This is a genomic window from Pedobacter arcticus A12, assembly GCF_000302595.1.
In the GTDB taxonomy this organism is placed as follows: domain Bacteria; phylum Bacteroidota; class Bacteroidia; order Sphingobacteriales; family Sphingobacteriaceae; genus Pseudopedobacter; species Pseudopedobacter arcticus.
The window spans coordinates 804,545-830,131 of the sequence record NZ_JH947127.1 but is presented as its reverse complement, the minus strand read 5'-3'; the positions used below and the strand labels follow the sequence as shown (position 1 = coordinate 830,131).

General features: G+C 36.0%; 25 protein-coding genes. 19 read left to right on the top strand and 6 right to left on the bottom strand.

The features are described 5' to 3' along the window. Positions 1-136: 136 nt before the first annotated feature. A complete protein-coding gene (locus B176_RS0115380) occupies positions 137-538 on the bottom strand; it encodes an RNA-binding S4 domain-containing protein (RefSeq protein WP_017259719.1) in 402 nt (133 codons plus the stop codon). A 75-nt stretch (positions 539-613) separates the two neighbouring features. On the opposite strand from B176_RS0115380, the gene B176_RS0115375 reads away from it, so the two are divergent. The 11 genes from B176_RS0115375 (at position 614) to B176_RS0115320 (ending at position 10,677) form a co-directional block, all read left to right on the top strand. Then, positions 614-1,432: a 2,3,4,5-tetrahydropyridine-2,6-dicarboxylate N-succinyltransferase gene (locus tag B176_RS0115375; RefSeq protein ID WP_017259718.1), complete on the top strand. Its 819-nt coding sequence runs from the start codon at positions 614-616 to the stop codon at positions 1,430-1,432. A 245-nt stretch (positions 1,433-1,677) separates the two neighbouring features. Next, on the top strand, positions 1,678-2,949 hold the full coding sequence (locus tag B176_RS0115370; RefSeq protein ID WP_017259717.1) for a nucleotide sugar dehydrogenase: 1,272 nt from the start codon (positions 1,678-1,680) through the stop codon (positions 2,947-2,949). 112 nt (positions 2,950-3,061) lie between these two features. Then, positions 3,062-4,270: an O-antigen ligase family protein gene (locus B176_RS0115365; RefSeq protein ID WP_161603033.1), complete on the top strand. Its 1,209-nt coding sequence runs from the start codon at positions 3,062-3,064 to the stop codon at positions 4,268-4,270. Positions 4,271-4,643: 373 nt separating this feature from the next. After that, complete coding sequence (locus B176_RS0115360) at positions 4,644-5,375, top strand: glycosyltransferase family 25 protein (protein WP_017259715.1); 732 nt, start codon at positions 4,644-4,646, stop codon at positions 5,373-5,375. A 202-nt stretch (positions 5,376-5,577) separates the two neighbouring features. Then, complete coding sequence (locus B176_RS0115355) at positions 5,578-6,144, top strand: L-threonylcarbamoyladenylate synthase (RefSeq protein ID WP_017259714.1); 567 nt, start codon at positions 5,578-5,580, stop codon at positions 6,142-6,144. A 94-nt stretch (positions 6,145-6,238) separates the two neighbouring features. After that, positions 6,239-7,639 (top strand): CCA tRNA nucleotidyltransferase, encoded by a 1,401-nt coding sequence (locus B176_RS0115345; protein WP_017259712.1) that lies wholly within the window; start codon positions 6,239-6,241, stop codon positions 7,637-7,639. Between the two features lie 134 nt (positions 7,640-7,773). Then, positions 7,774-8,388, top strand: coding sequence for an IS1096 element passenger TnpR family protein (locus B176_RS0115340; RefSeq protein WP_017259711.1), 615 nt, complete (start codon positions 7,774-7,776; stop codon positions 8,386-8,388). 292 nt (positions 8,389-8,680) lie between these two features. After that, entirely contained in the window at positions 8,681-9,604 is a 924-nt protein-coding gene (gene miaA / locus B176_RS0115335) for a tRNA (adenosine(37)-N6)-dimethylallyltransferase MiaA (protein WP_017259710.1), read from the top strand. Continuing rightward, positions 9,601-10,071, top strand: a complete 471-nt coding sequence (locus B176_RS0115330) for a hypothetical protein (RefSeq protein ID WP_017259709.1) — start codon at positions 9,601-9,603, stop codon at positions 10,069-10,071. The genes miaA and B176_RS0115330 overlap by 4 nt, the downstream gene beginning before the upstream one ends. Positions 10,072-10,135: 64 nt before the next feature. Continuing rightward, entirely contained in the window at positions 10,136-10,423 is a 288-nt protein-coding gene (locus B176_RS0115325) for a type II toxin-antitoxin system Phd/YefM family antitoxin (protein ID WP_237739840.1), read from the top strand. Continuing rightward, positions 10,420-10,677, top strand: a complete 258-nt coding sequence (locus B176_RS0115320) for a Txe/YoeB family addiction module toxin (RefSeq protein ID WP_017259707.1) — start codon at positions 10,420-10,422, stop codon at positions 10,675-10,677. The genes B176_RS0115325 and B176_RS0115320 overlap by 4 nt, the downstream gene beginning before the upstream one ends. A gap of 332 nt (positions 10,678-11,009) precedes the next feature. Here B176_RS0115320 and dnaE read toward each other — a convergent pair whose 3' ends face one another. Further along, positions 11,010-15,374 (bottom strand): DNA polymerase III subunit alpha, encoded by a 4,365-nt coding sequence (dnaE, locus tag B176_RS0115315; RefSeq protein ID WP_017259706.1) that lies wholly within the window; start codon positions 15,372-15,374, stop codon positions 11,010-11,012. A 437-nt stretch (positions 15,375-15,811) separates the two neighbouring features. On the opposite strand from dnaE, the gene B176_RS0115305 reads away from it, so the two are divergent. From B176_RS0115305 to folE, 3 genes are read left to right on the top strand one after another with little or no spacing between them, the layout of a single operon-like run. Then, entirely contained in the window at positions 15,812-16,195 is a 384-nt protein-coding gene (locus tag B176_RS0115305) for a hypothetical protein (RefSeq protein WP_017259704.1), read from the top strand. Positions 16,196-16,202: 7 nt separating this feature from the next. Then, positions 16,203-16,862 carry a sigma-70 family RNA polymerase sigma factor gene (locus tag B176_RS0115300; RefSeq protein ID WP_202803355.1) on the top strand — a complete coding sequence of 220 codons (660 nt, stop codon included), beginning with the start codon at positions 16,203-16,205 and terminating at the stop codon, positions 16,860-16,862. Then, on the top strand, positions 16,859-17,524 hold the full coding sequence (gene folE, locus B176_RS0115295; RefSeq protein ID WP_017259702.1) for a GTP cyclohydrolase I FolE: 666 nt from the start codon (positions 16,859-16,861) through the stop codon (positions 17,522-17,524). Before B176_RS0115300 ends, folE begins: the two co-directional genes overlap by 4 nt. A 12-nt stretch (positions 17,525-17,536) precedes the next feature. Here folE and B176_RS21040 read toward each other — a convergent pair whose 3' ends face one another. Further along, complete coding sequence (locus tag B176_RS21040) at positions 17,537-17,713, bottom strand: hypothetical protein (RefSeq protein ID WP_017259701.1); 177 nt, start codon at positions 17,711-17,713, stop codon at positions 17,537-17,539. Between the two features lie 182 nt (positions 17,714-17,895). Here B176_RS21040 and B176_RS20400 point away from each other — a divergent pair, with 182 nt between their 5' ends. Beyond that, positions 17,896-19,806 carry a TlpA family protein disulfide reductase gene (locus B176_RS20400; protein WP_017259700.1) on the top strand — a complete coding sequence of 637 codons (1,911 nt, stop codon included), beginning with the start codon at positions 17,896-17,898 and terminating at the stop codon, positions 19,804-19,806. Positions 19,807-19,871: 65 nt separating this feature from the next. On the opposite strand, the gene B176_RS0115280 is transcribed toward B176_RS20400, so the two are convergent. From B176_RS0115280 to B176_RS0115265, 3 genes are all read right to left on the bottom strand, one after another. Further along, positions 19,872-20,390 (bottom strand): RNA polymerase sigma factor, encoded by a 519-nt coding sequence (locus B176_RS0115280; protein WP_026063375.1) that lies wholly within the window; start codon positions 20,388-20,390, stop codon positions 19,872-19,874. A 202-nt stretch (positions 20,391-20,592) separates the two neighbouring features. Next, positions 20,593-21,606 carry a UDP-N-acetylmuramate dehydrogenase gene (gene murB / locus B176_RS0115270; protein ID WP_017259697.1) on the bottom strand — a complete coding sequence of 338 codons (1,014 nt, stop codon included), beginning with the start codon at positions 21,604-21,606 and terminating at the stop codon, positions 20,593-20,595. Between the two features lie 186 nt (positions 21,607-21,792). Next, positions 21,793-22,230 (bottom strand): sterol desaturase family protein, encoded by a 438-nt coding sequence (locus B176_RS0115265; protein ID WP_017259696.1) that lies wholly within the window; start codon positions 22,228-22,230, stop codon positions 21,793-21,795. Positions 22,231-22,300: 70 nt separating this feature from the next. Between B176_RS0115265 and B176_RS0115260 the strand changes: the two genes are divergently transcribed. From B176_RS0115260 to B176_RS0115245, 4 genes are all read left to right on the top strand, one after another. Next, positions 22,301-22,906 carry a TetR/AcrR family transcriptional regulator gene (locus tag B176_RS0115260; RefSeq protein ID WP_017259695.1) on the top strand — a complete coding sequence of 202 codons (606 nt, stop codon included), beginning with the start codon at positions 22,301-22,303 and terminating at the stop codon, positions 22,904-22,906. Positions 22,907-23,020: 114 nt separating this feature from the next. Further along, a complete protein-coding gene (locus B176_RS0115255; protein ID WP_017259694.1) occupies positions 23,021-23,632 on the top strand; it encodes a TetR/AcrR family transcriptional regulator in 612 nt (203 codons plus the stop codon). Position 23,633: 1 nt separating this feature from the next. Further along, positions 23,634-24,221, top strand: a complete 588-nt coding sequence (locus tag B176_RS19720) for a TetR/AcrR family transcriptional regulator (protein WP_161603032.1) — start codon at positions 23,634-23,636, stop codon at positions 24,219-24,221. Positions 24,222-24,235: 14 nt separating this feature from the next. Further along, positions 24,236-25,585: a TolC family protein gene (locus tag B176_RS0115245; RefSeq protein ID WP_017259692.1), complete on the top strand. Its 1,350-nt coding sequence runs from the start codon at positions 24,236-24,238 to the stop codon at positions 25,583-25,585. The last annotated feature ends 2 nt before the right edge of the window (positions 25,586-25,587 follow it).

Sequence of the window (25,587 nt, the reverse complement as noted above, 5' to 3'; positions counted from 1 at the left end):
GCATTTCAGCGGGTTACGCCCAAAATAAATCAACTCATTATTTAAAAATCACCACTTAACCAGTAAATAGCTGTTAATGAACAAGCACTAAATGAACTATTTGTAAACCGATAACAGATACCAATGATTAAATCACCTAATCTTCGTCATCATCATTAAAAAAGCTATCGCTCAAATCGTCAATATCCCGTCTGTCCTTTTTGGTTGGTCTTCCGGTTCCACGGTCTCTGGTTAATACAGGCGATTGGAACATGGATTTGTATTTTGCGGTTTCTTCTGGGGGGGTTAAATCCGCATAAGCCAAAACGGCTTTTTTAGCATCAACACGGGTGTAAAGTAGATCTAGCACTTTAATAGTTTTCTTTTCTACCGCTTTTGAAACTTGGTATATTTCACCAACCTTAACCTCGTAACTAGGTTTTATATTGTTGCCTTCTTTTTTTACACGTCCAGCTCGGCAAGCATCTGTTGCTAAAGATCTTGTTTTGAACAATCTTATCGACCACAAATATTTGTCTATCCTTAATTTTTCAGCCATTAATTCAAAAATAACGCAAAATTTACGCTTATCGTAGAAAAAACCTTTATTTTGGCGGTTTAAATAGAAATTACAATGATAGCCGAATTAAAGAAATTGATAGAGGAAGCATGGGAAGATAGAAACCTGCTTAATTTTAAAGAATATAGAGATGCGATTGAGCTTGTTATCTTTCGCTTAGATGCAGGTGAAATACGTGTGGCCGAGAAAGTTGGTTCAACTTGGCATGTAAACGAATGGATTAAAAAGGCAGTAGTTTTATATTTCCCTATTCGTGAAATGGAAGAAATTACCGTAGGTCCTTTTGTTTTTCACGATAAAATGAAATTAAAGACCGATTATAAGAAGAAAGGTGTAAGAGTTGTTCCGCATGCAATTGCTAGATACGGTGCGTTTTTAGCTAAAGGAGTGATTATGATGCCTTCTTACGTTAATATTGGTGCCTATGTTGATGAAGGTACAATGGTTGATACTTGGGCAACGGTTGGTTCTTGTGCGCAGATTGGTAAAAACGTTCACTTAAGCGGTGGCGTTGGTATTGGTGGCGTTTTAGAACCATTGCAGGCTGCTCCGGTTATTATTGAAGATGGTTGTTTTATTGGGTCAAGAGCAATTGTTGTCGAAGGCGTACGTTTAGAAAAAGAAGTGGTTTTAGGTGCAAACGTTGTTTTAACAGCATCAACTAAAATTATCGACGTTACTGGCGATGAGCCTGTTGAACATAAAATGGTTGTTCCAGAGCGTTCGGTGGTAATTCCAGGTTCTTATACTAAAAAATTCCCTGCTGGCGAGTTCCAAGTTCCCTGCGCTTTGATCATTGGAAAAAGAAAAGAATCTACAGATAAAAAGACATCGCTAAACGAAGCTTTAAGAGAGCATAACGTAGCGGTTTAGGTACTACAATTTTTGGAGGTGTAGTGTAAAAGGTGTTTTCTTTTACGCTACACCTTTTTTATTTGTTGTAAATGGTGTTTTTATAGCTACTGTAGATTGCTTTTAATAACACAGAGGATGATGTGTGCCTAATCTCCAAAATAAAAATTTACTATTTGCTCCAAAGCTTTTACTTTTGCACACTTCCCAAAATAAATAAAAATAAAACACCAATTATTTTGTGATGTTTAATTTACTTTTACCACATGGATTTATCGGATAAAAAGATTGCAATAATTGGGTTGGGCTATGTTGGTTTACCACTTGCATTAGAGTTTGCGAAAAAATATCCTGTTTTGGGTTTTGATATCAATCAAGAACGGATAAATAACCTAAAGAAAGGGATTGATTTAACTTTAGAATCTAGTGCAGAGGAGCTAAAAGAGCATAAAAATCTGGTTTTTAGCAGCAATGAAGAACTACTTAGCTCATGCAATGTTTTTATCGTTTCTGTACCTACACCGGTAGATAAATTCAACAGTCCAGATATTACGTTACTTAAACTTGCCAGCAAAACTGTAGGTAAAGCGCTAAAAAAAGGTGATCTCGTTATTTACGAATCCACTGTTTATCCTGGTTGTACAGAAGAAGATTGTGTACCCGTTTTGGAAAGCACCAGCAAATTAAAATTCAACACCGATTTTTTCTGTGGTTACTCGCCAGAAAGAATTAACCCCGGAGATAAAATAAACACCCTAACATCAATACTTAAATTAACATCAGGATCAACGCCGGAAATCGCAAAAGTTGTTGATGCATTATACGCAAGTATTATTACCGCGGGCACTTACCTTGCCCAAAGTATGAAAGTTGCCGAAGCTGCAAAGGTTATTGAAAACTCGCAACGCGATGTAAATATTGCTTTTGTTAACGAGTTGGCCTTGATTTTTAACAGGCTTAATATTGATACACAGCAGGTTTTGGATGCGGCTGCAACCAAATGGAACTTTTTAAAGTTTAAACCAGGTTTAGTAGGCGGGCATTGTATTGGTGTAGACCCCTATTATCTGGCGCAAAAAGCAGAATCTGTAGGTTACAGACCCTCGATATTGTTGGCCGGTAGAAGAATAAATGATGCGATGAGCGATTTTATTGCCGATGAAATTTTAAAAGGTGTAATTGAAAGTGATGTTAAAGTTAAAGGGAGCAAAGTCCTGATTTTAGGAATCACCTTTAAAGAAAACTGTACCGACGTTAGAAATACTAAAATAGTAGATATCTACACAAAGCTAACAGCCTTCGGCTTAAACGTGACCATTGTAGATCCTTGGGCAGATCCTAAACAAGTGGAAGAGGAATATGCCATTAAGTTGGGAAATACAGAAGCGATTAAAAACATGAAGTTTGATGCCATTGTGCATGCCGTAGCGCATAAAGAATTTCAATCATTTGACTTTAAAAAATTCTCTCACGAAACTACTTTTGTGTACGATGTAAAGGGGACTTTGCCCGAGAACCTTGTTACAAAGCGACTTTAATTGCCGTAAACGTAATCAATACTAAGAGATAGACCATGCCATAAATTCTCGAACATTTTTAACGTGTGACTACAATTATTATATGTCTGTAATTGATAAGTTTTTAAATAGGATGAAATTTTTTGAAGCGGATAAATTTGCATGGTTGTGTTATTTATTTGTCTGTTGTCTTTTTTTTTCTAGAGCAGGCTTAGCAATTTCAGGCGTATTGATGCTGACTTATACAGTAGCTTTCTACCTAAAAAATCCTTTGAAAATAGCTTTAAAACCAATTCATATTCTGTTTTTTAGCATCTACTTTGTGTGTGTTTTTAGTGTTTTATTTGTTGGTAAAAATTTAGATTACGGTTTAAATTTATTGTTCAAAAATGCTATTTTTCTTGTGTTGCCTTTGGCTTTTTTGCTGGTGAAAGAGCTTTCACAGAAAGCGGTTAACCGTGTTTTTTTACTATTTATATTTTCAACAATATGCTGTGTAAGCATTAATACAGTTGAAGCCTTGTTGAATTTTAATCGGTTTTTACAAGATGTAGGCAATAGCAAAAACATTGTCCCGTTCATTGGGCCATCACATACAGAACTGGGTGTGCTAATTGTGGTAGCTTTTGTTTTAGGGTTTTATTTGGCGATACATAGCAAAAACCGTAAACTAAAGTGGTTGCTTTTGTGCGGACTTGCATTGCTGTTTGTAGAACTGCATATTATTGCTTACCGCTTTTCATTAGTTTCTACTTACCTAATAATTGTTCTTTATTGCTTTGCTATCTTAATCAAAAAAAGAGATTATAAGTTGTTTTTCTTAACTGTTTTGGGATTTGTAATAGCACTTTGTATTTTGAGTTTGATTCCATCGGTCAAAATAAGGTTCCAGAACACCATCACCGATATTACTACCGTTAGCGAAAATAGAAACCCAAATTTTCAATCTGTTACCCAGCGGGCTCTTGCGGTAGCATGTGCAACCGAACTTATTAAGGAATACCCTTGGTTTGGTGTTTCTCCGGCAGATGCAAACCTGAAAATGCAAAATCAATATGCTAAAAATAGTTACCTGCTGATTCCAGAAAACAGAATATTTATACACAACCAATTCCTATATTATATTTTGTGTTTTGGTATCCCAATTGGGTTTTTAATTGGTTTAAGTTTAGTGGTTTTGATATTAAGAAAAGCATTTAGTAATCCCTTATTGTTTTGGGCGATGCTACCTTTTTTGTTCCACATGATGATGGAAAACACTTTGGAGCGACAGATAGCTGCTAATGCATTTATTTTTATGTTTTTGGTAGTTAGCAGAAAAAGCGAACAGAATACACCATGAAGATTGCAGGGTTTACCCTTATAAGAAATGGAGTGAAAAATGTTTAAATATGATTAATGCTAATTACTTAAAAGGATTCACAGGAACCCATCCCGAAACTATGAGTAAAAGAATAACTATGATGAACTGGAGAATGGAGCCTGATGAGCTAAAGATAGGACGAAAAATGAGCTTGCGCTCGAAGGTATAATATCAGTGGAGCTTTTGAATGGTCTGGAGGATAGATTGAGATAAAAATTATTAAATTATAAGTGGTAAATAAACTTCTGGTTGTCTTTAATCCTACCGGATATATAACATATATTCGTTTCAGAAATCTTCAGAGGATATTGGCTAACGAGTGTTTATTATACATCGGAATGAAATTGAAATTATGGCTTTAGGGAAAATAGAAGGTATTTATATCGTTCATGCAAAAAAAGGATATGAAATACACGAGGAGAGGTTAATTAAAATTTTTAAGGATCTTGAACTTAATATTGAATTTGTAACCGATGGTGATCCGTCGTTGTTCTCAGATGAATTATTGGAAAAGTATTTTTGTTCTGATATCCGTTCTAAATTAAGTCCGGGAATCTTATCGTGTACACTTAACCATATTTTTTGTTACGAACGAATTGTAAAAAACAAAAACAGATATGCCGTGGTATTCGAGAACGATCCTTTCTTTCTTGGCGATTTTAAAGATATGGTTCAGAAAATTTTGTCTGAAGCAGAAGAATTGGACAAAGGTTTTCTGATTTCTTTAGAAAATACAACATTAGAGTTTCCGCCTTATAAAGCGTTAAAAAGAAATCAACTACTGTATCCCGCTAATAAGGGACGATGCGCTGGTGCTTACATCATAGATCTTAAAGCCGCTCAAGATATTTTGGATAATTTAAAATTAAACAAGTGTTGTCAGGTAATTGATTGGTGGCACAATACCCTAATTGATGAGAGCGTGGTTAAAATGTATTGGGCTCATCCCCCAGTAGTAGAGCAAGGCTCTCATAATGGAATGATGAGTTCGACGATATCTAGTAAGAAGAAAAATCAAATCCGAAGACTAAGGTGGTTATTCCAAAAATTCTATAAAACCAATATTTATCCTAGAATCAAATAAATCCAGTCAGCATTTATTAATAGCAATCTTGATGTTATTATATGTTTTCTATATTATCTATGAATAAATAATGTTAGGTGATAATCTAGTGCCAGTTTATAACTTGTTTTTATTGGGAACTTAAAAACTGTGCACTCTGGATTTAATTACTTGAGTTCTTTTAAAGAGGTTAAAAACAATCCAAAGCCCTATATTTGCAACCATGCTAAAAGAAGAAATTACTAAAGCTTTAGAAGTCTTAAAGCAAGGCGGTTTAATACTTTATCCAACAGATACGGTGTGGGGAATAGGTTGCGATGCAACCAATGTTGGAGCCGTGGCAAAAGTTTATGAGCTTAAGAAAAGGGAAGACAGTAAGAGCATGATTACGTTGTTAGATACTGACAACAAACTCCAAAGTTATGTTTCCGATGTTCCGGATATTGCTTACGATTTAATTGAATACACAGAAAAGCCGTTGACCATTATCTATTCTGGTGCAAAGAATTTAGCAAAAAACTTGGTGAATAGCGACGGTAGCATAGGCATTCGTGTCGCTAAACATGATTTCTGCGAGCAGTTGATTCAACGTTTTCGCAAGCCAATAGTATCTACATCTGCAAATGTCAGTGGAGAACCAACGCCGGGAAATTTCTCAGAGATTAGTCAAGAAATTATAGATGGAGTAGATTATGTGGTGGATCTAGAACAGATGATTTCTGAAAGAAAACAAGCGTCAACCATTATGAAGTTGGAACCAGACGGAAAATTTGTTTTTATCAGGAAATAGCAAAAACCGTTGCTAAACCTCCGATAATCTTTGCCTTTAAAAGCATATCCCTATATTTGTCCGAATAGGCAAAAGCATCATCAATAATTAGAATTTGAAAGAACACCTTACACATCCAGTATTTACAGTCATTTCAAAAATTGCAGCCTCTCAAAATGTTGATGCTTTTGTGATCGGTGGATTTGTGAGAGATATTTTTTTGAACCGTCCATCTAAAGATGTAGATATTGTAGTTTTAGGCAACGGGCCTGATTTTGCGACTGCCGTTGGTAAAGCTTTAAATGTACAAGTGACTGTTTTTAAGAGTTTTGGTACTGCAATGCTCAAGTACAAAGACTTAGAGGTAGAGTTTGTGGGTGCGAGAAAAGAATCTTACCGGGCAGAATCTCGTAAACCGATTGTAGAAGACGGCACTTTAGAAGATGATCAAAAACGCAGGGATTTCACCATCAATGCGATGGCATTACAGCTTTCGGTAGGTAATTTTGGAGAACTGTTAGATCCGTTCAATGGCATCCAACATCTCGAAGAAAAAATTATCATTACTCCTCTAGATCCCGAAGAAACTTTTTCTGATGATCCGTTAAGGATGATGCGGGCAATCAGGTTTGCTACCCAGCTTGATTTCGTGATCTGTAAAGGAGCGATAGAAGCAATCAGAAAAAATAAAGAACGCATCAGTATAGTTTCAAAAGAACGGATTACCGATGAACTGAATAAAATTATTTTATCGCCAGTCCCATCTATCGGTTTTAAATATCTTTTTGATACAGGTTTATTAGCACTCATTTTTCCGGAAATGAGTAACCTTTATGGGGTAGATTATATTGATGGAAAAGGGCATAAGGATAATTTTTACCATACCTTACAGGTATTGGATAACGTAGCGCAAAATAGCGACGATTTATGGTTGCGTTGGGCTGCTATTTTACATGATATTGCAAAACCCGCCACCAAAAGGTTCGAGAGAAACCACGGTTGGACATTTCACGGGCATGAGGATAGAGGAGCTCGCATGGTTCCTAAAATTTTCAATAACTTAAAACTTCCGTTAAACGAGAAGATGAAGTTTGTACAAAAGCTGGTGCTGTTGCACTTGCGTCCGATAGTGTTAGCTAAAGAAATTGTTACAGATTCGGCAGTAAGACGCTTGCTTTTTGAAGCTGGCGAGGATATCGAAGCATTAATGCAACTTTGCAATGCCGATGTTACCACAAAAAATGAATACAAAGTAAAAAAGTACCGCAACAACTTTGAGTTGGTCAAACAGAAACTTAAAGATGTAGAAGAAAAGGATCAGGTTCGCAACTGGCAACCCCCGATTTCTGGTCAGGATATTATGGATTCGTTCAATATCGGGGCAGGTAAAGAAGTCGGAATAATCAAAAATCAGATTAGAGAAGCTATTCTCGATGGCGAGATTCAAAACAACCGTGAGGAAGCACTAAAATTAATGGAGAAATTAGGTGCAGATTTAGGCTTGAAACTTGCTTAGTTTAAATCAACAATTTTTAGAAATTTATAATTAAATATTTTTTTAAAACAGGTTTTAGCTTTGAGCCTTTTGCATTCGGCTTTTAGCTTTTATAAAAATTCAACAATTATCAATCAAAATATTATTTTTGCAAAATGGCAGTATACAGATTTAGGATAAGTTTTGAAGATTACGACGAAGTAATCCGTGAAATTGATATCAAATCAAACCAAACTTTTAAGGATCTACATTTTTTCTTTTTAACCAAAATAGGTTACGATCCAGAGAAATCATCATCGTTTTACGTAAGTAACGATCAATGGATAAAAAATGAGGAATTAGCGTACCTGCCTAATCAGCGTAAAATTGATAATGGCGTGGCTTTGATTGAAAACTCCAGATTGAGTAAATTTATTGATGATCCACACCAAAAATTTTATTACATCTACAATTTTGAGAAGCCATACGAGTTTCACGTACAGTTAATTAAAATTTTAGATAACGACCCCACAAAGGAATTTCCAAGCTTGTTTAAAGCAATTGGCGAAGCACCGAAGATATTTGTTCCTTTCATCGCTCCGGATGATGATTACGTTGCCGGCGATGATGAAGATTTGGTAGATGATGACGATGTTGTGATTGCAGATGAAGGCGAGCTGGAAGGTTTAAATACAGACACCGAAGGCGAAGAAGAAAGTGATGAAGAGAGTAGCGATGACGATTTTGCAGGCGAATTTTCTGATTCTGAGGATTACGACGACAGGGACTAGGTTAGTTTTTAATTAGTTAGTTAGTTAGTTAGTTAGTTAGTTAGTTAGTTAGTTAGTTAGTTAGTTAGTTTTTAGTTAGTTGGTTGTTAGGAAACAGTAGTTAAGTTAATTGTCCATTTATAAGGTGGAATCACGTTTTACTCCCAGCTCTGTGATCTCTGCGTCCTCCGTGGTTGAAAATAAAGTGTATGAGAGCAATGTCTATTTGGTTCACTGAACTTTGTGTACTCTTTGGTTAAAACACACAAGCAAGAAAAACTACTATCTTAGTAACTCCTAAATAACCCATAATTTGAGCCAAAAACAGAAAATACTTATTGCTATAGCCGGACCAACAGCCATTGGTAAAACCGCTTTAGCTATTGAGGTGGCTCGATATTTTAATACAGAAATTATCTCGGCAGATTCTCGGCAGTTTTTCAAGGAAATGAGCATTGGTACTGCCAAACCAAATCCGCAAGAGCTTGCGCAGGCGAAACATCATTTTATAGATTCACATTCTATAAAAGATGACTTTAGCGTTGGCAATTTCGAAAAGCAGGCCATTGCATGTTTAGGTAAGATTTTTGAAAATCACGATGTTACTGTAATGGTTGGTGGCTCGGGTTTATACGTTAACGCCGTACTTTATGGTTTTGATGAATTACCGAAAGCTTCGGATGCATTACGGGCCCAACTGAATGAACGCCTTAAAACGGAAGGCATTGAGCTACTACAAGAAGAACTTAAAAACCTTGATCCGGATTATTACGCTGAGGTTGATGTTTATAATCCACAGCGCATTATCAGAGCTTTGGAAGTTTGCCTCAGTACCGGTAAAACTTTTTCATCTTTCCGTAATAAGCAACATAAAGAACGTGATTTCGATATCATCCTAATCGGTTTAAATACCGACAGAGAATTGCTATACAGCAGGATTAACCAAAGGGTAGATTTAATGATAAAAGACGGTTTAGTGGAGGAGGTCAGAGCTTTACAGGCTTACCAACATCTTAACGCTTTAAAAACCGTAGGCTATTCAGAAATATTTAGGCATCTCAACAAAGAGTGGACACTGTCAGAAGCTATAGAAAAGCTCAAGCAGAACACACGTAACTTCGCCAAACGGCAAATTACTTGGTTCAAAAAAAATGAGGGGATTATTTGGTTTGAGCCTACCGAAACGCAGCAAATTATTGACTTTATAAAAGAGAAGCTAATCACTACTACCAAATGAGTGATTTACAGAAACAAAGTACGTCTAGCACAACAGGTTTACTAGTAGGCCTAATGTTTGGTTTTTTAATTGGACTCGCAATGTTTAAAGCAACGCCAAAGTCTGAAAGAAGTGATGCTTTTCCATATTTGGTGGGCTTAGGTGTTTTGTTTTCTACTTACGCTGGCTATAAAATTGGTGCTTTTAACGATCACGAGCATTATCGAGATGAATATTTGGGTATCAAAAATATCAGAACCAATTATCAGAATGATGAGAACGGCTGGGCAATCCAAAGTTTTTGGAAACAACATCCCGACAAGGAAAATAGTTTGGTAACCACTGTTTTAGATGGTGAAATGGTAACCATATTTAACGGATTGGTTTTGATAGTACATGGCGCTAGTAACAGTAGGAGTGCTGATAAATTACACGAGGAGGTTAAAAAAGATGTGGTTCAGCGATTGAAAGATGGGTTTATAAGATAAATGTCGTTTTTACGAGCGTTGACCTCTGTAGCGGTGAATCATATTTTCATTTAGGATTAATTAAATGCTTATATTTGTACATATATCTGTACAAAATATGTTAACTACCACCATCTCTGATTTCCGTAAAGACATTAAAAACTACTTCGACAAAGTTTCGAATAACTTTGAAACGCTTATTATTAACCGTGGTAAAGATAGTGGCGTGGTGATTATGTCGCTAGACGAATACAATTCTTTACAAGCTACCCAACACGAGCTAAGTTCTAAAATAAATGAAAAAAGACTTGATTCAGCAATTGAAAAATTGAATAAATCACAATCATTTGAAAAGGATTTGATGGAGCTATGAGATTTGTTTTTGTCGATGAATCTTGGGAGGATTATCTGTATTGGCAAAAAACAGATAAGAAGCTTTTGCAAAGGATAAATATTTTACTCAAAGATATTTCGAGAACTCCATTTACTGGAATCGGAAAACCTGAGCCACTGAAATTTAAGTATAAAGGTTTTTGGTCTCGTAGAATCAATGATGAGCATCGATTGATTTATAAGATAACGGATAATGAAATTTTAATTGCTAAATGTAGGTTTCATTATGATTAGGCAATCATAATCCTACTCTAGATCGAGCATGGTCGGTGAAAATAGCAACCCGAAGAGGAAGTGAGATGTCTTGAACGGAGGAGCTGAAAAAACACCGATTCTTCCTAAGTTCCGTAAAATTTGTGTTCTCCTGTTTGAAATATGAAAAGGCATCCCTGCAAGTTATGCTTCGACTCCGCTCAGCATGACAAAGCGGATTAAACAAAACTCAATAATTACCCATTCAACTCCGTGACTTCCGCGTCCTCCGTGGTTAAAAAAAAAATATTTGACAAGTCTAAATAAAAACCTCTGTAAACTCCGTAACCTAAGTGGTTAAATCAACCCGCAATTTAACTCAATACATAATCCAACTCCATTTCGTCTAAACTACACAACAGCTCTTTCGAAATATTAATCTGTCTGCCTTTGCTTGGCAAATCAATCTGCAGTTTTTCTTTACGATCAACCACTACGAAATTTAGTTTTTTCGAGCCTACGTGACTGTTGAATATTTCGTCTAAATCGCTAATTAAATCGGCGTTGATGTGATCTAACTCTAAACGGATATCAATTTTGTTAGATTGTTTTTCTAAAACATCTCGCAAATCAGAGAAATCTGAAAAAGTAGTTCTATGACGTTTTGTGCCATCAGGGTTAGAGAAATAACCTACATTTCCTTTAATGTATAAGTAATTGTTTGGGACTAAATGATGCTTAAACTTTAAATAATCATCCCTAAAAATGGCAAATTCAAAAGCATCATCATAGCCTTCTAATTTAAAAAATGCGTAACCTCGCCCATCTTTAGTTACCATGTGACGAACCATCGTGATAATTCCGCCAACTTTAAATTGAAAATCGATGCCTTTATCAATCTCCGAAAAAATGGTCAAATTACCTTTTGTACAGTATTTGTTCAGCACCAATTTATATTCATCCAGCGGATGCCCAGAAATATAAATACCAACTACTTCTTTTTCCTTCGCTAGTTTTTCGATTAACCCCCACTCTTCGCAATCCGTTAAAGAAGGTTCCGGCATTTCTACCGCCGTACCGCCGCCAAACAAACTTGCTTGAGACGAGTTTTCGTTTTCTTTATGACGAGAACCGTATTTAATGGCCTGCTCTAAAACAATTGCGCCACCATCCTCATAAAAGTATTGTGCTCGGTGCGCTTCAAAACAATCAAAACCGCCGGCAAGCACTAAATTTTCTAATGCCTTTTTGTTAGCGGCTCTTAAATCAATACGTTTGGTAAAATCAAAAATGGATTTGTACCTGCTTTCTTTCCTATTTTCTACAATGGTTTCAACTGCACCGGCTCCAACGCCTTTTACAGCGCCCATCCCAAAACGGATGGCTTGATCTTGGTTTACCGTAAATTTATGGAACGATTCATTTACATCCGGACCCAAAACCTCTAAGCCCATTCGCTGGCATTCTTCCATAAAGAAAGTGACCTGTTTAATGTCGCTCATGTTGTTGGAAAGCACTGCCGCCATGTATTCTGCTGGGTAATGCGCTTTTAAATAAGCAGTTTGGTAAGCAATCCAAGCGTAACAAGTTGAGTGCGATTTGTTGAACGCATAACTCGCGAAAGCTTCCCAATCTTTCCACACTTTTTCTAATACTTTTGGGTCGTGACCTTTTTCTGCTGCCTGTTCAACAAATTTGGGTTTCATTTTATCCAGAACGTCCTTCTGTTTTTTACCCATCGCCTTACGCAAAACGTCGGCTTCACCTTTGGTAAAACCCGCTAAACTTTGCGATAAAAGCATCACCTGCTCTTGGTAAACTGTAATTCCGTAAGTTTCTTTTAGGTATTCCTCGCTGGCTGCAATGTCATATTTGATTTCTTCCTCCCCGTTTTTTCTACGGATAAAACTTGGAATATATTCTATCGGACCTGGGCGGTAAAGCGCATTCATGGCAATTAAATCTCCAAAAACGGTAGGCTTTAACTCCTTCATGTATTTCTGCATTCCGGCAGATTCATATTGGAAGATCCCGACGGTTTCGCCTCGCTGGAAAAGCTCGTAAGTCATCTCGTCATCAATCGGGAACTCATCTGGATCTAACTGAATGCCAGTTTTAAGTTTCACCAACTTAACGGTATCTTTAATCAGTGTCAGCGTTTTTAGACCCAAAAAGTCCATTTTTAACAGACCGGCACTTTCAACTACCGAGTTGTCGAACTGGGTAACGTATAAATCTGAATCCTTCGCCGTGGCAACGGGAACAAAATTGGTAATGTCACTTGGCGTAATAATTACCCCACAGGCGTGGATTCCAGTATTACGAACAGAACCTTCTAAAACCTGCGCCAAACGTAAAGTTTCTGCACTCAGATCTTTACCGCCGGCAATTCCTTTCAATAGGTTTACCGCTTCCATCTCTTCCGAACGTAAAGCACTTTTCAGTGCCGCATCATCCAAATTGAAGATTTTTGCAAGCTTTAAGTTTGGGATTAACTTGGCAATTTTGTCAGCTTCAAAAAGTGGTAAATCTAAAACACGGGCGGTGTCTCTAACAGAAGATTTTGCCGCCATCGTTCCGTAAGTGATAATTTGCGCCACCTGGCTAGATCCGTATTTGTTAATCACGTAATCCATCACTCTGCCACGGCCTTCATCATCAAAATCGATATCAATATCGGGCATGGAAACCCTATCCGGGTTTAGGAAACGCTCAAAAAGCAGGTCGTATTTGATAGGGTCAATGTTAGTAATCCACAAGCAGTAGGCAACCACCGAACCAGCTGCCGAGCCCCGACCAGGGCCAACTGAAACGTCTAGTCGGCGAGCTTCGGCAATAAAATCCTGAACAATCAAAAAATATCCCGGGTAACCGGTATTTTCAATTACTTTCAGCTCAAAATCTAGACGTTCTTTGATTTCTGGCGTAATTTCGCCGTAGCGTTTTTCAGCACCTACATAAGTTAAGTGGGCTAAATATTTGTTTTCTCCTCGTTTTCCGCCGTCTGCTTCATCTTCGGCAACGATAAATTCTTTCGGAATATCAAATTTTGGAAGTAACACTTCCCTGTAAAGCGAGTATGACTCTACTTTATCAACAACTTCCTGAATATTAGAAATAGCTTCGGGAATATCCGCGAAAAGCTTTTTCATTTCCTCGCCCGACTTAAAATAGTATTCCTCGTTTGGTAAGGCGTATCTGAATCCCCTACCTCTACCTTTTGGAGTTGCCAGCTTTTCGCCGTCTTTTACGCAAAGCAAAATATCATGCGCATAGGAATCTACCTTGTTAATGTAGTAGGTGTTGTTGGTAGCAACTAATTTTACATCATGCTTTTTAGCCAAGCTGATTAAAGTGTGGTTAACCCTGTTCTCATCTTCCTGATTATGACGCATCAATTCCATGTAGAAATCTTTGCCAAAGGTTGTCTTCCACCAAAGCAAAGCTTCCTCCGCTTGGTGCTCTCCCAAGTTTAAAATTTTGTTTGGGATCTCGCCATACAAATTCCCCGAAAGCACTAAAAGATCTTCTTTATATTGCTCAATAACTGTTTTATCAATACGCGGAACGTAGTAAAAGCCTTTTGTATAAGCAATGGATGAAAGCTTTGCAAGGTTATGGTAGCCTTTTTTAGTTTTCGCAATTAGTACGATTTGGTAGCCATTGTCTTTCCTTTTTTTATCGGTATAGTCATCACAAACAAAAAATTCGCAACCTACAATAGGTTTAACGATGGTTTCTGTGGCAGCTTGTCCTTTGGCCAAAGCTTCCTCATTTTTTGCTTTAGCTGCTTTGTTGTGATTCATTGCTGCACTCACAAAATGGAAAGCGCCCATCATATTGGCATGATCGGTCAATGCTACCGCGGGCATTTTTTCTTTTGCAGCTGCTTTTACCAGATTTGCAACCGAGATGGTAGATTGTAGAATTGAGAACTGGCTGTGGTTATGCAGATGTACAAATTCAACGTCTGCTAAATCGGCTAAATTTGCTTGTTGATCTTGTTTGCTTATACCACCATCTTTAGGAGCATTTGCGGCTTTTAATTTTGCCGAAGCTTCTTTTAAATTAACATGTTTTAAACCTATGGACCGGATAGGTTCTGGGTTTGCGGTTATAAAATTGTGAAAATAACTTTCATCACAACCTAACTGCTGTAGGGTAAAAGTTTTTCTTTTTAATAATTCAAAAAAGCAACGGGTAGTTGCTTCCACATCGGCAGTTGCGTTGTGGGCCTCCGAAAAAGGTTTGTTGAATAGGTATTGATGTAGCTCTGTTAGCGTTGGTAGCTTAAACTTTCCACCTCTACCACCCGGTAATTGCAATAAACTGGCGGTAACTTCTGTACAGGTATCTAAAACTGGTAAATCAAGCATTATTGAATCCACACCCAAACGGTGGAATTCTGCACCCATAATATTCCTGTCGAAACCTAAATTTTGGCCGACAATAAATTTGGTTTGGCTTAAAGCTTGATTAAATTTCTCTAAAACCTCTGTTAAGGAAATGCCTTGTTCTGTAGCTAATTCGGTAGAAATCCCGTGGATTTTTTCTGCGTCGTAAGGGATATTGAACCCATCGGGTTTAACCAGATAATCCTCATGTGAGATTAGATTCCCTACTTCATCATGTAACTGCCATGCAATTTGAATACATCGCGGCCAATTATCGGTATCGGTAATTGGTGCGTCCCAACGTTTTGGTAATCCGGTGGTTTCAGTATCAAAAATTAAATACATAGCAATGGTAAGTTGTTGTTTATTAGAAAATTAAAATCGCGGAAAGGAAATCCGGTGTAAATTCAAATTTACCAAAAAAATGGAAGGATTTGTAGGTGTTGAAAAGTTGTTTTGAAAGAAGATTCTCTTCTAAAGATTCAACCGAAAGACCTGAGTTAACCGTTTAATTCGCCCTTGGCGGTTGCAGTACAGATAAAGAAAGTAAGCCTACTTCCTTTGTAGCAACCGGCGCAGGCGAGAGTTTTTTGTTTACTTTTTTGCGGAAAAAAAGTAAATGCCATTGCCCGGCATGAGGGCAGAAAAGCTTGTGTGCAAAAGCCAAATTATACGATTAGTTTCAATATGCAAAAATGTATCTACAGATTTTTCTCGCTCCACTGTTACCTTTCCAAGCCAGCCCATCTCTATAACTGTATAAACAATAATTTAAGAAGATTATGGAAACGTTAACTTTGAATCAGAAAATCAAACCTACATTCAACTTATTACACTTAGTTTTTGTAGTAGTGCCTATTGTTGCGGGTTTGGACAAGTTTACCAATTTGTTGACCCAGTGGGATAAGTACATTAACCCAACATTATTGGAGATGTTGCCTTTTTCGGGCCATACTTTTATGATGATTGTTGGTGTAATAGAAATTATTGCCGGCTTAATTGTGATAAAAAAAACAGAAATTGGTGGTTATATTGTAGCTGCATGGCTAGCTTCAATAGCGTTAACCCTGATTTTTAGTCTGAACTTTTTAGACGTTGCTGTCCGCGATTTAGTGATGGCGATTAGTGCATTTTCTATGGCTAGAATAGCAAAAGCCCTTAATTAATTTTTTAATGATGGAATTGCCTCAAAAACATACTGATACACAACTTATTGAAAAGGTGCTAGCGGGAGATTTAGCGATATTTGAAATAATAATTAGACGAAACAATCCGTTTTTATACCGTCTGGGTCGCTCCTATAACTATAACCATGAGGATACCCAGGATTTAATGCAAGATACTTTTGTAAATGCGTACACCAATCTGGCATCGTTTCAAAACCGGTCGAGCTTTAAAACCTGGATATTGAAAATCATGCTCAATAATTGCTTTAAAAAGCAGAAGAAATGGAGTTTCGATCACGTTAAAGCCGGAGAAATAGACGAAAAATCTACGCCTATGTTTACAAGTCAAAAAAATACAGATACAGAAAGAAGCATTTTAAATAAAGAACTGAGTTCGGTAATTGAAAGTGCTTTGGCACAAATTCCTTTAGATTATCGTGTGGTTTTTACCTTACGGGAAAGCAACGAATTGAATGGTGCAGAAGTTGCCGAGATTTTGGCCATTAGCGAGGATAATGTTAAAACCAGATTAAGTAGGGCAAAAACTATGCTGAGGAAAGAGATTGAGAAATTTTATTCTAAAGAGGATATTTTCCAGTTTAACCTGATTTACTGCGACGGAATAGTAAACAGAGTGATGAACAAAATTAAAGAGAGCAACCTATGAATATATGTGCCGAAGCGGTAGAAATTTTAGATGATGATCATATTTCTACCGGTTTAAATACGCCGATGCTAGAAAATGCTTTTTTGATGAGCGACGCTGAAAAAATTGCAATAATAGAAAGGCATTTTAAAAAAATAATGACTGTTTTAGGTTTAGATTTATCAGACGATAGCTTGAAAAATACACCTAAAAGAGTTGCAAAAATGTATGTAGAAGAAGTGTTTAGCGGATTAAATCCTGCTAATAAACCTGCTATTTCGTTGTTTAAAAACAGTTATAGCTATAATGAGATGCTGATTGAAAAAAACATCACTTTATATTCTTATTGCGAGCATCATTTTGTGCCGATTATTGGAAAAGTGCATGTTGCTTATATTTCAAATGGAGCTGTAATTGGACTTTCAAAAATCAATCGTTTAGTGCAGTTTTATGCCAAAAGACCACAAGTTCAAGAGCGCCTTACGCAACAAATTGCAAACGGCTTAAGAGATGCCATCGGAACTAAAGATGTAGCAGTGATGATTGATGCTGAACATCTTTGCGTTGCATCTCGGGGAATTAAAGATACCAACAGTAACACCATCACGGTAAGTTATTCCGGAAAATTTGAGAACGAAAAAACCAAAGCCGAATTTCTTTCGCTAATTAATTGCACTAAATAAAAATCAGCCATGTCACATACTGTAAAAATCACTGCGATTAAAAAAATCACGCACTGCTCCCGGTGTCATTGTTTTAAGTACTTCAATTGGAATTTCTAAATAGCCAACAAAGTTGTAGTAAGTATTACTTTCAACTCTATCATAAGCAAAGTAAAAGCATTCATTTAATGCTATGTAGGTACTGTTCATTATTGAGGTTATTATTTGAACAACAAGACGATAATCTCGCGATTACCCTCGCCCGTTAGCGCAAAAACAGGTTTCCCTCCAAATAAATTCGTATGTCGCCAGGTTAAACTCTCTATCAAAATAAGTATAGGATTTTAAATTCGGATTACTTAAATTTACTTTACATTAACAAACCCTACTTTATGAAAAAAATATTGTTTATAACACTACTAAGTGTTTCTCTGTGTGATTTTTTTGCAGTTGCGCAAAACAACGATCGTCTGGCTTTATCAAGTGATAAGCCGGCTCCGGGTCAAAACATTACTTTAAAGTATATCCCTCAGGTAAAAAGTATTGATCCTTTGAATGGTTACTTAATTTACGTTACGGCTAAAATGAATTTTTATCAGAAAGATTTAATATTGCAGCGTCCTGATAACACCTACAAATCTCAATTTAGTGTGCCAGATTCTGCTGTGTTAATTGCGGTTTTATTTAAAAATAAAAATAATAAAGATGACAAAGGAGACGGATACGTTTATAAGCTCAAAAATAAGGATGCCAATGACTTAAAGGCGGCCAATGCGTCTATGAGCATGATGTATGACGGTTTAGGGAATTACTTATTTGGGCTTAAAGCTGATAAAGAAAAGTCTTTGGAAAATCTGGAAAAAGAACTGGAATTATATCCAACGGACAACCAACAATCTTACATTAACTATTATCGCATTTTAATTGGAAACGGGAAGAAAGAAGAAGCCGATAAAATTAAAAGAATCCTGCTAGAATCCTTTTCCAATCAATCTGAAACAGACAAAAATAAAATTTATTGGGTTTTAACGAGAGACGATAAACAAAGTGCCGACTCGCTGAAGACATTGATTTTAACACAATATCCAAAAGGTGTTTTTGCTTCAGATGAAAAACTACAGGAGTTTTCTCGAGAAAAGGACTTCGCAAAAAAGGAAGCTAACTATCAAGTACTAAATGCAGAAAGTGATAGTAAAATCAATAAGGATTTACTAAATTTTTATTTAGCACTGACTTATGCCACTAATAAGGATTATGATAAAGTTTTGCCAATTTTAAGTAAAATGAAAAGCAAGGGAAATGCACCCTCTATGTTAAATAATGTTGCTTGGGAAGCAGCTCAAAAGGAAACTGATATCGATCCTCTCGAAAAGCTCTCAAAAGCATCTTTAGATTATATCAATGAATTAAGAACTGATAAGGAGTATCTAAGTTCTCAGTCTGCCTCACAAAAAGAGGATATATTGAATAATAACTACGCCCAATATGCAGATACTTACGCGTACATTTTAAACAAGCAAGGCAAAATAGTTGAAGCTTTAAAATATCAAGAAGAAGCAGTGAAGCTGAGAAACTTTGGATCGCCGGAACATAATGAAAGATATATCCAATACTTAGTTGAAAATAAGTTAGTTAGTAAAGCGGAAAAGATTTTGATCATGCTTATTGGTGATAACAAAGCAAACTCTAAAATGAAAGATCAACTAAAGGATGTTTATCTGAAAAGTCATACGGAAGAACAATACAAAACGCTTGTAGATAATTTGACACTTCAATCCAACGAAAAGGCAAGGAACGAAATGATTTCTAAAATGATTAATACCAAAGCTCCTGAATTTACACTCACTAATTTAAACGGTGAAACTGTTTCCTTAGCGTCTTTAAAGGGGAAAGTAGTGATTGTAGATTTTTGGGCTACATGGTGCGGTCCTTGTAAAGCTTCTTTTCCGGGGATGCAAATCGCGGTCAATAAGTTTAAGGGCAATAAGAGCGTGGCTTTTGTTTTTGTAAACACTTGGGAAAGTACTAGCGGAGATAAGCGAAAAGACGCTGTAAGCAAATTCATTACCGACAACAATTACACTTTCGATGTTTTGATGGATAAGCAAAATGAAAAAGACAAAAGTAAATACGATGTGGTAAGTGCTTTTGAGGTTTCTGGAGTTCCGACAAAATTTATATTAGATAAAAGTGGAAATATTAGATTTAAAGTAGTCGGATTTTCTGGCGATACTGCTGGTGTAGTAGATGAAATAAGTACTATGGTAGATTTGGCAAGCAACCCACCTGTTATCGGGAATTAAAAACAAAAAGAGACTTGAAAATCAAATCTCTTTTTGTTTTTTAGAAACACACATAGGCTTTAAACCTATGCTACATTCTTATAGTTATAAACGTTCAGACTTTTTTTCAAAAGTTTCCGAGCCACATGTATTCTGGTTTTGACCGTTCCAATTGGGATATCTAAATCACCAGCTATTTCATGGTACTTATAGCCTTCAAAATACATGGTAAAGGGAATATAATATTCTTGGGGCAAAGCTTTTAAAGCCTGCTGAATGTCATCCATCATAAATTTATTCTCCGCTTTGTTGCTGGAAGCACTAAATGAAAGCTGTTGAGAAGAAATCTCGTCTGTTTTTGTAATGATAGCAGCTGTTTTAACGAACTTACGGTACCCATTGATAAAAGTGTTTTTCATAATGGTGTATAACCAACCGTTAATGTTTGTCCCCTCTTTAAAATTGTTGCGATAAGTGACGGCTTTCAATAAAGTTTCTTGGACCAAATCATTAGCATCCTCCATGTCGCGGGTGAATCGCAAAGCATAAGTTTTTAATGATGATGATTGACGCACTACTAAAGTGCTGAATTCTATCTGTGTCATTTTGCTTAGATAATATGTGTGAAACTTCAACAAAACTACGGAACAAATGTTGTAACATCAAATTTTGTTTAACTTTTATTGAAAATAGTTAAACAAAATTTGAGCCAAAAAGTTGTAAGAACTCTAAGTAACTATTTAATAAAACCAAAAAAACCACTCTTACATTGTAAGAATGGTTTTTCATACTGTTTTATCAAACGGTTTAAAAAATATTTACTTCACGTTCTAATCGAACTCCAAATTTTTGTTCAACAGATTCTATGATGTTTTCTGATAAATTGTACACTTCTTGTCCGGTTGCTTTTCCGTGATTTACCAAAACTAAGGCCTGATTTTTCCAAGTACCAGTTTCTCCCACAACTTTACCTTTCCAATCACATTGCTCAATTAGCCAACCGGCAGCCAGCTTAATTCCTTTGTCGACAACGAAGTGAACAATGTTGGGGAATTGTTTGTGGATTTTATCGAAAACTTGTTGCTCAATCACTGGGTTTTTAAAAAAGGAACCTGCGTTGCCAATTGTAGATGGATCCGGCAATTTTGAAACCCTAATTTCTGACACTACTTTACTAACATCTTTTATACTTGGTTGGGTAATTCCATTTTTCTCAAGCTCTGCAGTAATGGCACCATAACTGATATTGATGTGCTCTTTGGTAGAAAGTTTGAATTTTACGTTACAAACAATGTACTGCCCTTTTTTATCTTGTTTGAATACACTTTCGCGATACCCAAATTTGCAATCGGTATTGTTAAAGCTAACAAAATTACCTGTTGAAATTTCAAATGCTTCGCAACTTTCAAAAACATCCTTTAGCTCAACACCATAGGCACCAATGTTTTGGATAGGAGAGGCACCAACGGATCCTGGAATTAAACTTAAGTTTTCTACACCCGCAAAACCCCAGCTCACACAGTAATTCACAAAATTATTCCAGATTTCGCCTGCTCCAGCTTCTACAATTACCTCATCGTGGTTAATTCGGTGTTCAATACCGCGGATATTGATCTTGATGACCAATCCGTCAAAATTCTGTGTGAATAGCATATTACTTCCGCCACCTAAAACCAAACATTGAATTTTATGCCATTTCGCATCAGTAAACAATTCCTGTAACTCTTCTTTATGGTTTATCTCTACAAAATATCGGGCATAAGCCTCAATGCCAAATGTGTTGAAGTTTTTTAAAGAAGCGTTTTCGTGTGTCTGTAACATCGTTTTTTAATGATAGAGTGATAGAATTTTGAATGAGTGAATGTTTTTAGTTATTGAACAATCTACAATAAGTGAAGATGATATTTGAAAAATGAATGCGCTAGAGTTTTTGATGAATCAATACTTTTATAGCCAATCAAGTAATTCTATCAGTTCTTCCCTCGGGCATTCAAAAATTCAAAATTACTATTTAAAATACTTTTTACTAGCCACCAACAAGCCAAACTCTTTAGATCCATCTTTTTGTGTGGTTTTATGATGCATTTTATGAGCTCTTCTTATCCCTTTTAAATATCTGCTGTTGGATTTAAAAGCCTTTAATCGATTATGGATAAACCAGTCGTGAAAAATAAAATAGATGATACCATAAATAGAAATACCAGTGCCAATCCAAAACTTATAGTCTAGATTTTCGTGACCAGCCCACATAAGTGCAAGTGCTAACGTTGCAAAACCTAGGCTAAAAATATCGTTAAACTCAAAAAAGCCATGCCTTTCTTGGTGGTGCGTTTTATGTATAAACCATAACGCACCGTGAAATAAATATTTATGGATTGCCCAGGATAAGGTTTCCATCCCAGCAATGGTCGAAATAACAGCTAATAGGGCAAAATACCATTCCATAATTTTTCAAATTTACTGCAATTCATTCCTTATCCTTATTTTAGCTAAAAATATTCCAAATTTACAGATAATGGATCAGCAGGATCAAAAAAGAGAACAAATTATTGACGCAGCATTAAAGCGATTTGCTCATTTTGGTTTAAACAAAACCACGATGAATGAAATTGCCGGCGACCTTAATTTCTCTAAAGCTTTGTTGTACTATTACTTTCCGGATAAGTTAAGTTTGTACGCCGCGGTACTTGAACAGGTGTTTGCAGAAATTACTGAAGTTATAGATAAAGCGTTGCAAGATGCCAAAACGCCAGAATCAGCGATAAAAATTTACATCGAGGCTCGTAAAAGTTTTTTGGAAAAATATTTTCCCATTCTAGATTTTAATAAATTTTTAAACGCTGAAAAATATCAGGTATTAAAAAAGTTGTTAAATAAGTCTAATGAGTCTGAGATTGGGCATATCAAAAATATAATCCAAATTGGTATAAATGCGGGGAATTATCAGGTTAAGGATATAGAATATATAGCAAAACTGCTTTTTGATGCCATTTTAGGGGTCAGAATAATTTATATCAATACTGCACAGGTACAGTTTGGTATCGATAAAGATTTTTTAAATATGATTTCCAACCGCCAAAAAGATATCATGTCTATTTTTCTCAAAGGTCTAGAGAAATAAATATCAACTAAATGTCATTTATAAAATAAGAGTTGTTCTTTGCTACTCAAAATAAAAACTTGTTGTACATTTGACTAATTAATTTAAAAAGTCAGAAAGTTTAGAGTTCAGATTGTGAGTTTAATAGATCAAAAGCAAGAACAAATTTTAGAGGCTGCGTTAAAGCGGTTCTCTCACTTTGGTGTTGCTAAAACTACCATGACAGAAATAGCCGATGATTTACTCATGTCTAAGGCGTCTCTATACTATTATTTTCCAGATAAAACTGCGCTAGTGCTTTCAGTCGGCGAGAATATCCTTACTGATTTTATAGAAAAGCAAAAACAAGTTTTAGAAAGTAGCAACGATTTTGAACGGGGTTTAAAAGATTTATCTGCGGTAAGAATTGGTTTTGGCTATAAGTATTTTATGATGCATATAGGCGATGGGCAAAGTGATATCAATACCAGTGACCCGAAATTTAAGCTGTTGTTAGATGATTTAAAACAAAAGGAGATAGAATTTGTATCAAAATATATCAAACGTTTTGTGGAAAACGGTTTGGTTAAAAAAATAGAAATACAAGAAACGGCGCAACTGTTCATAGATGTTTTGGTAGGTATTTGGATTGCAGAAGTTCATGTGCGTAATAAAAGTTTGTTCCCTTCTGAAGCTTTGTTTGATGGTATTAAGATTAAAAGCGAACGTATAATCTCGATTTTTTGCGATGGACTTAAAAGAAATTGAAATGGAGACTAGGATTTTAGAGAAAGCCCGTGAGCTTTTCTTTTTCTTTGGTGTTAAAAGTATAACAATGGACGATCTCTGTAAGCATTTAGGGATTTCAAAAAAGACTTTGTACACTTATTATAAAGATAAGAATGAATTGGTGCACTTAATTATGGGCGATTTGTTGGACCAGCATGTGGCAGAAATGGCGAAACTAAAAGATAAAGCCACCAATGCTGTAGACGAGGTTGTGTTAAATGCGAAAGCACTTTATTCGGTTTTTAAAGATTTAAAACCCAACGTAATTTTTGAAGTTGAAAAGTATTTTCCAGAATTAGCTGAGCAGTTTTTAAATCACCGCCATAGCTGTATGTTAGAAGTAATTAAGGAGAATCTGGAAAGAGGAAAAACAGAGGGATTGTACAGAGAAGATATAGAAACAGATTTTGTTGCCCAAGTTAGGCTAAACCAACTGGTTTCTGCTTTTGATGAAAAAGCCTATCCTTTGGTAGCTTTTAACGTTCAAAAAATCATCTATAAACTAACCTCACTTTATTTAAACTCCATTTGCAGTATAAAAGGAAAACAATTAATAGCAATACAATAAAATAGAAAAATAAGATGAAATCAATAAAAATGATGCTGTTCATACTGATAGGAATATCGGTAGCAGAAATCGCCAAAGCACAACAAGTACTCACTTTAAAAGATGCTTTAACCTACGCGATGGAAAACAGCGAAACGCTAAGAAAAGCTAGGTTAAGCATGGAAGGCGGTAAGTATGATACGCAGGAAATTAGAGCGCAGGCTTTACCGCAGATTAACGCAACAGGTACTTTAACTGATAATTTGATTATACAAAAAAGCCCATTGCCTGGAGAAATAATAGGTAAGCCTGGTGAAACTATTTTGGTGGCCTTTGGGCAAAAATGGAATTCGGCAATACAAGTGCAGGCAAGTCAGCAGATTTTTAATCAATCGGTTTTTACCGGATTAAAAGCTGCAAAAAGTGGAGAGGAGTATTACAAGCTTAACGCAGATTTAAGCGAAGAGAATATTTTGCAGCAAGTTGCCACTGCTTACTATCAAGTTTTGGTAACCAGAGAGCAAATTGCCGTAATCGACTCTAACTTGAAATCTTTACAAACTACACAGAGAATTATCGGAACACAGTATGATAATGGTTTGGCTAAAAAAATTGATGTGGATAGGGTAAAAGTAAGTTTAACCAATACCAAAAATCAACGTACCGAATTGTTGAATGCCGTAACACAGCAAGAAAATGCTTTGAAGTATTACATGGGTATGCCCATCAATAATGAAATCCAAATTCCTAAAATAGAATTGACTAAAATCAGTAATGATGCACTTGCTGTTGCAGATAGCCTTGATACCGAGTTTTTGACACAGTTTAAATTGATTAACAAACAAAAAGAACTTTTAGGTTTTCAAAAGAAGGCAAACCAAGCAGAGTATTTTCCGCAATTGTCTTTTAATGCAAATTACGCCTACTCAGGTATTAGTGATAAGTTTGATTTATACAAAAGCAACAGTACGGCAAATTGGTTTGATGCTTCTTCTATTGGTTTAACCCTGAAAATTCCAATTTTTGATGGTTTTGCCAGAAGATCAAGAGTTAACAAGGCAGATGTGGAAATTAGAAAAATAAACGAAGACATCAGAAACACAAAGCAAGCCTTAAATTTAGCTTATAGCAACGCCAAAATTCAGATTAAAAACAATGTGAACACCATTGGTTCTCAGCGAGAAAATCAGCGTTTAGCACAAGAAATTTACAGAAGTACAGAAAATAATTACAGAAACGGATTAGCCACTTTAACAGATTTGCTAGATGCGGAAAACTCGCTTACCAAAGCACAGAATAGCTATACGCAAGCTTTGTTAAATTACAAATTGGCAGAAATTCAATTAATAAAATCAAACGGAAACATCAAATCATTATTAAACTAAGA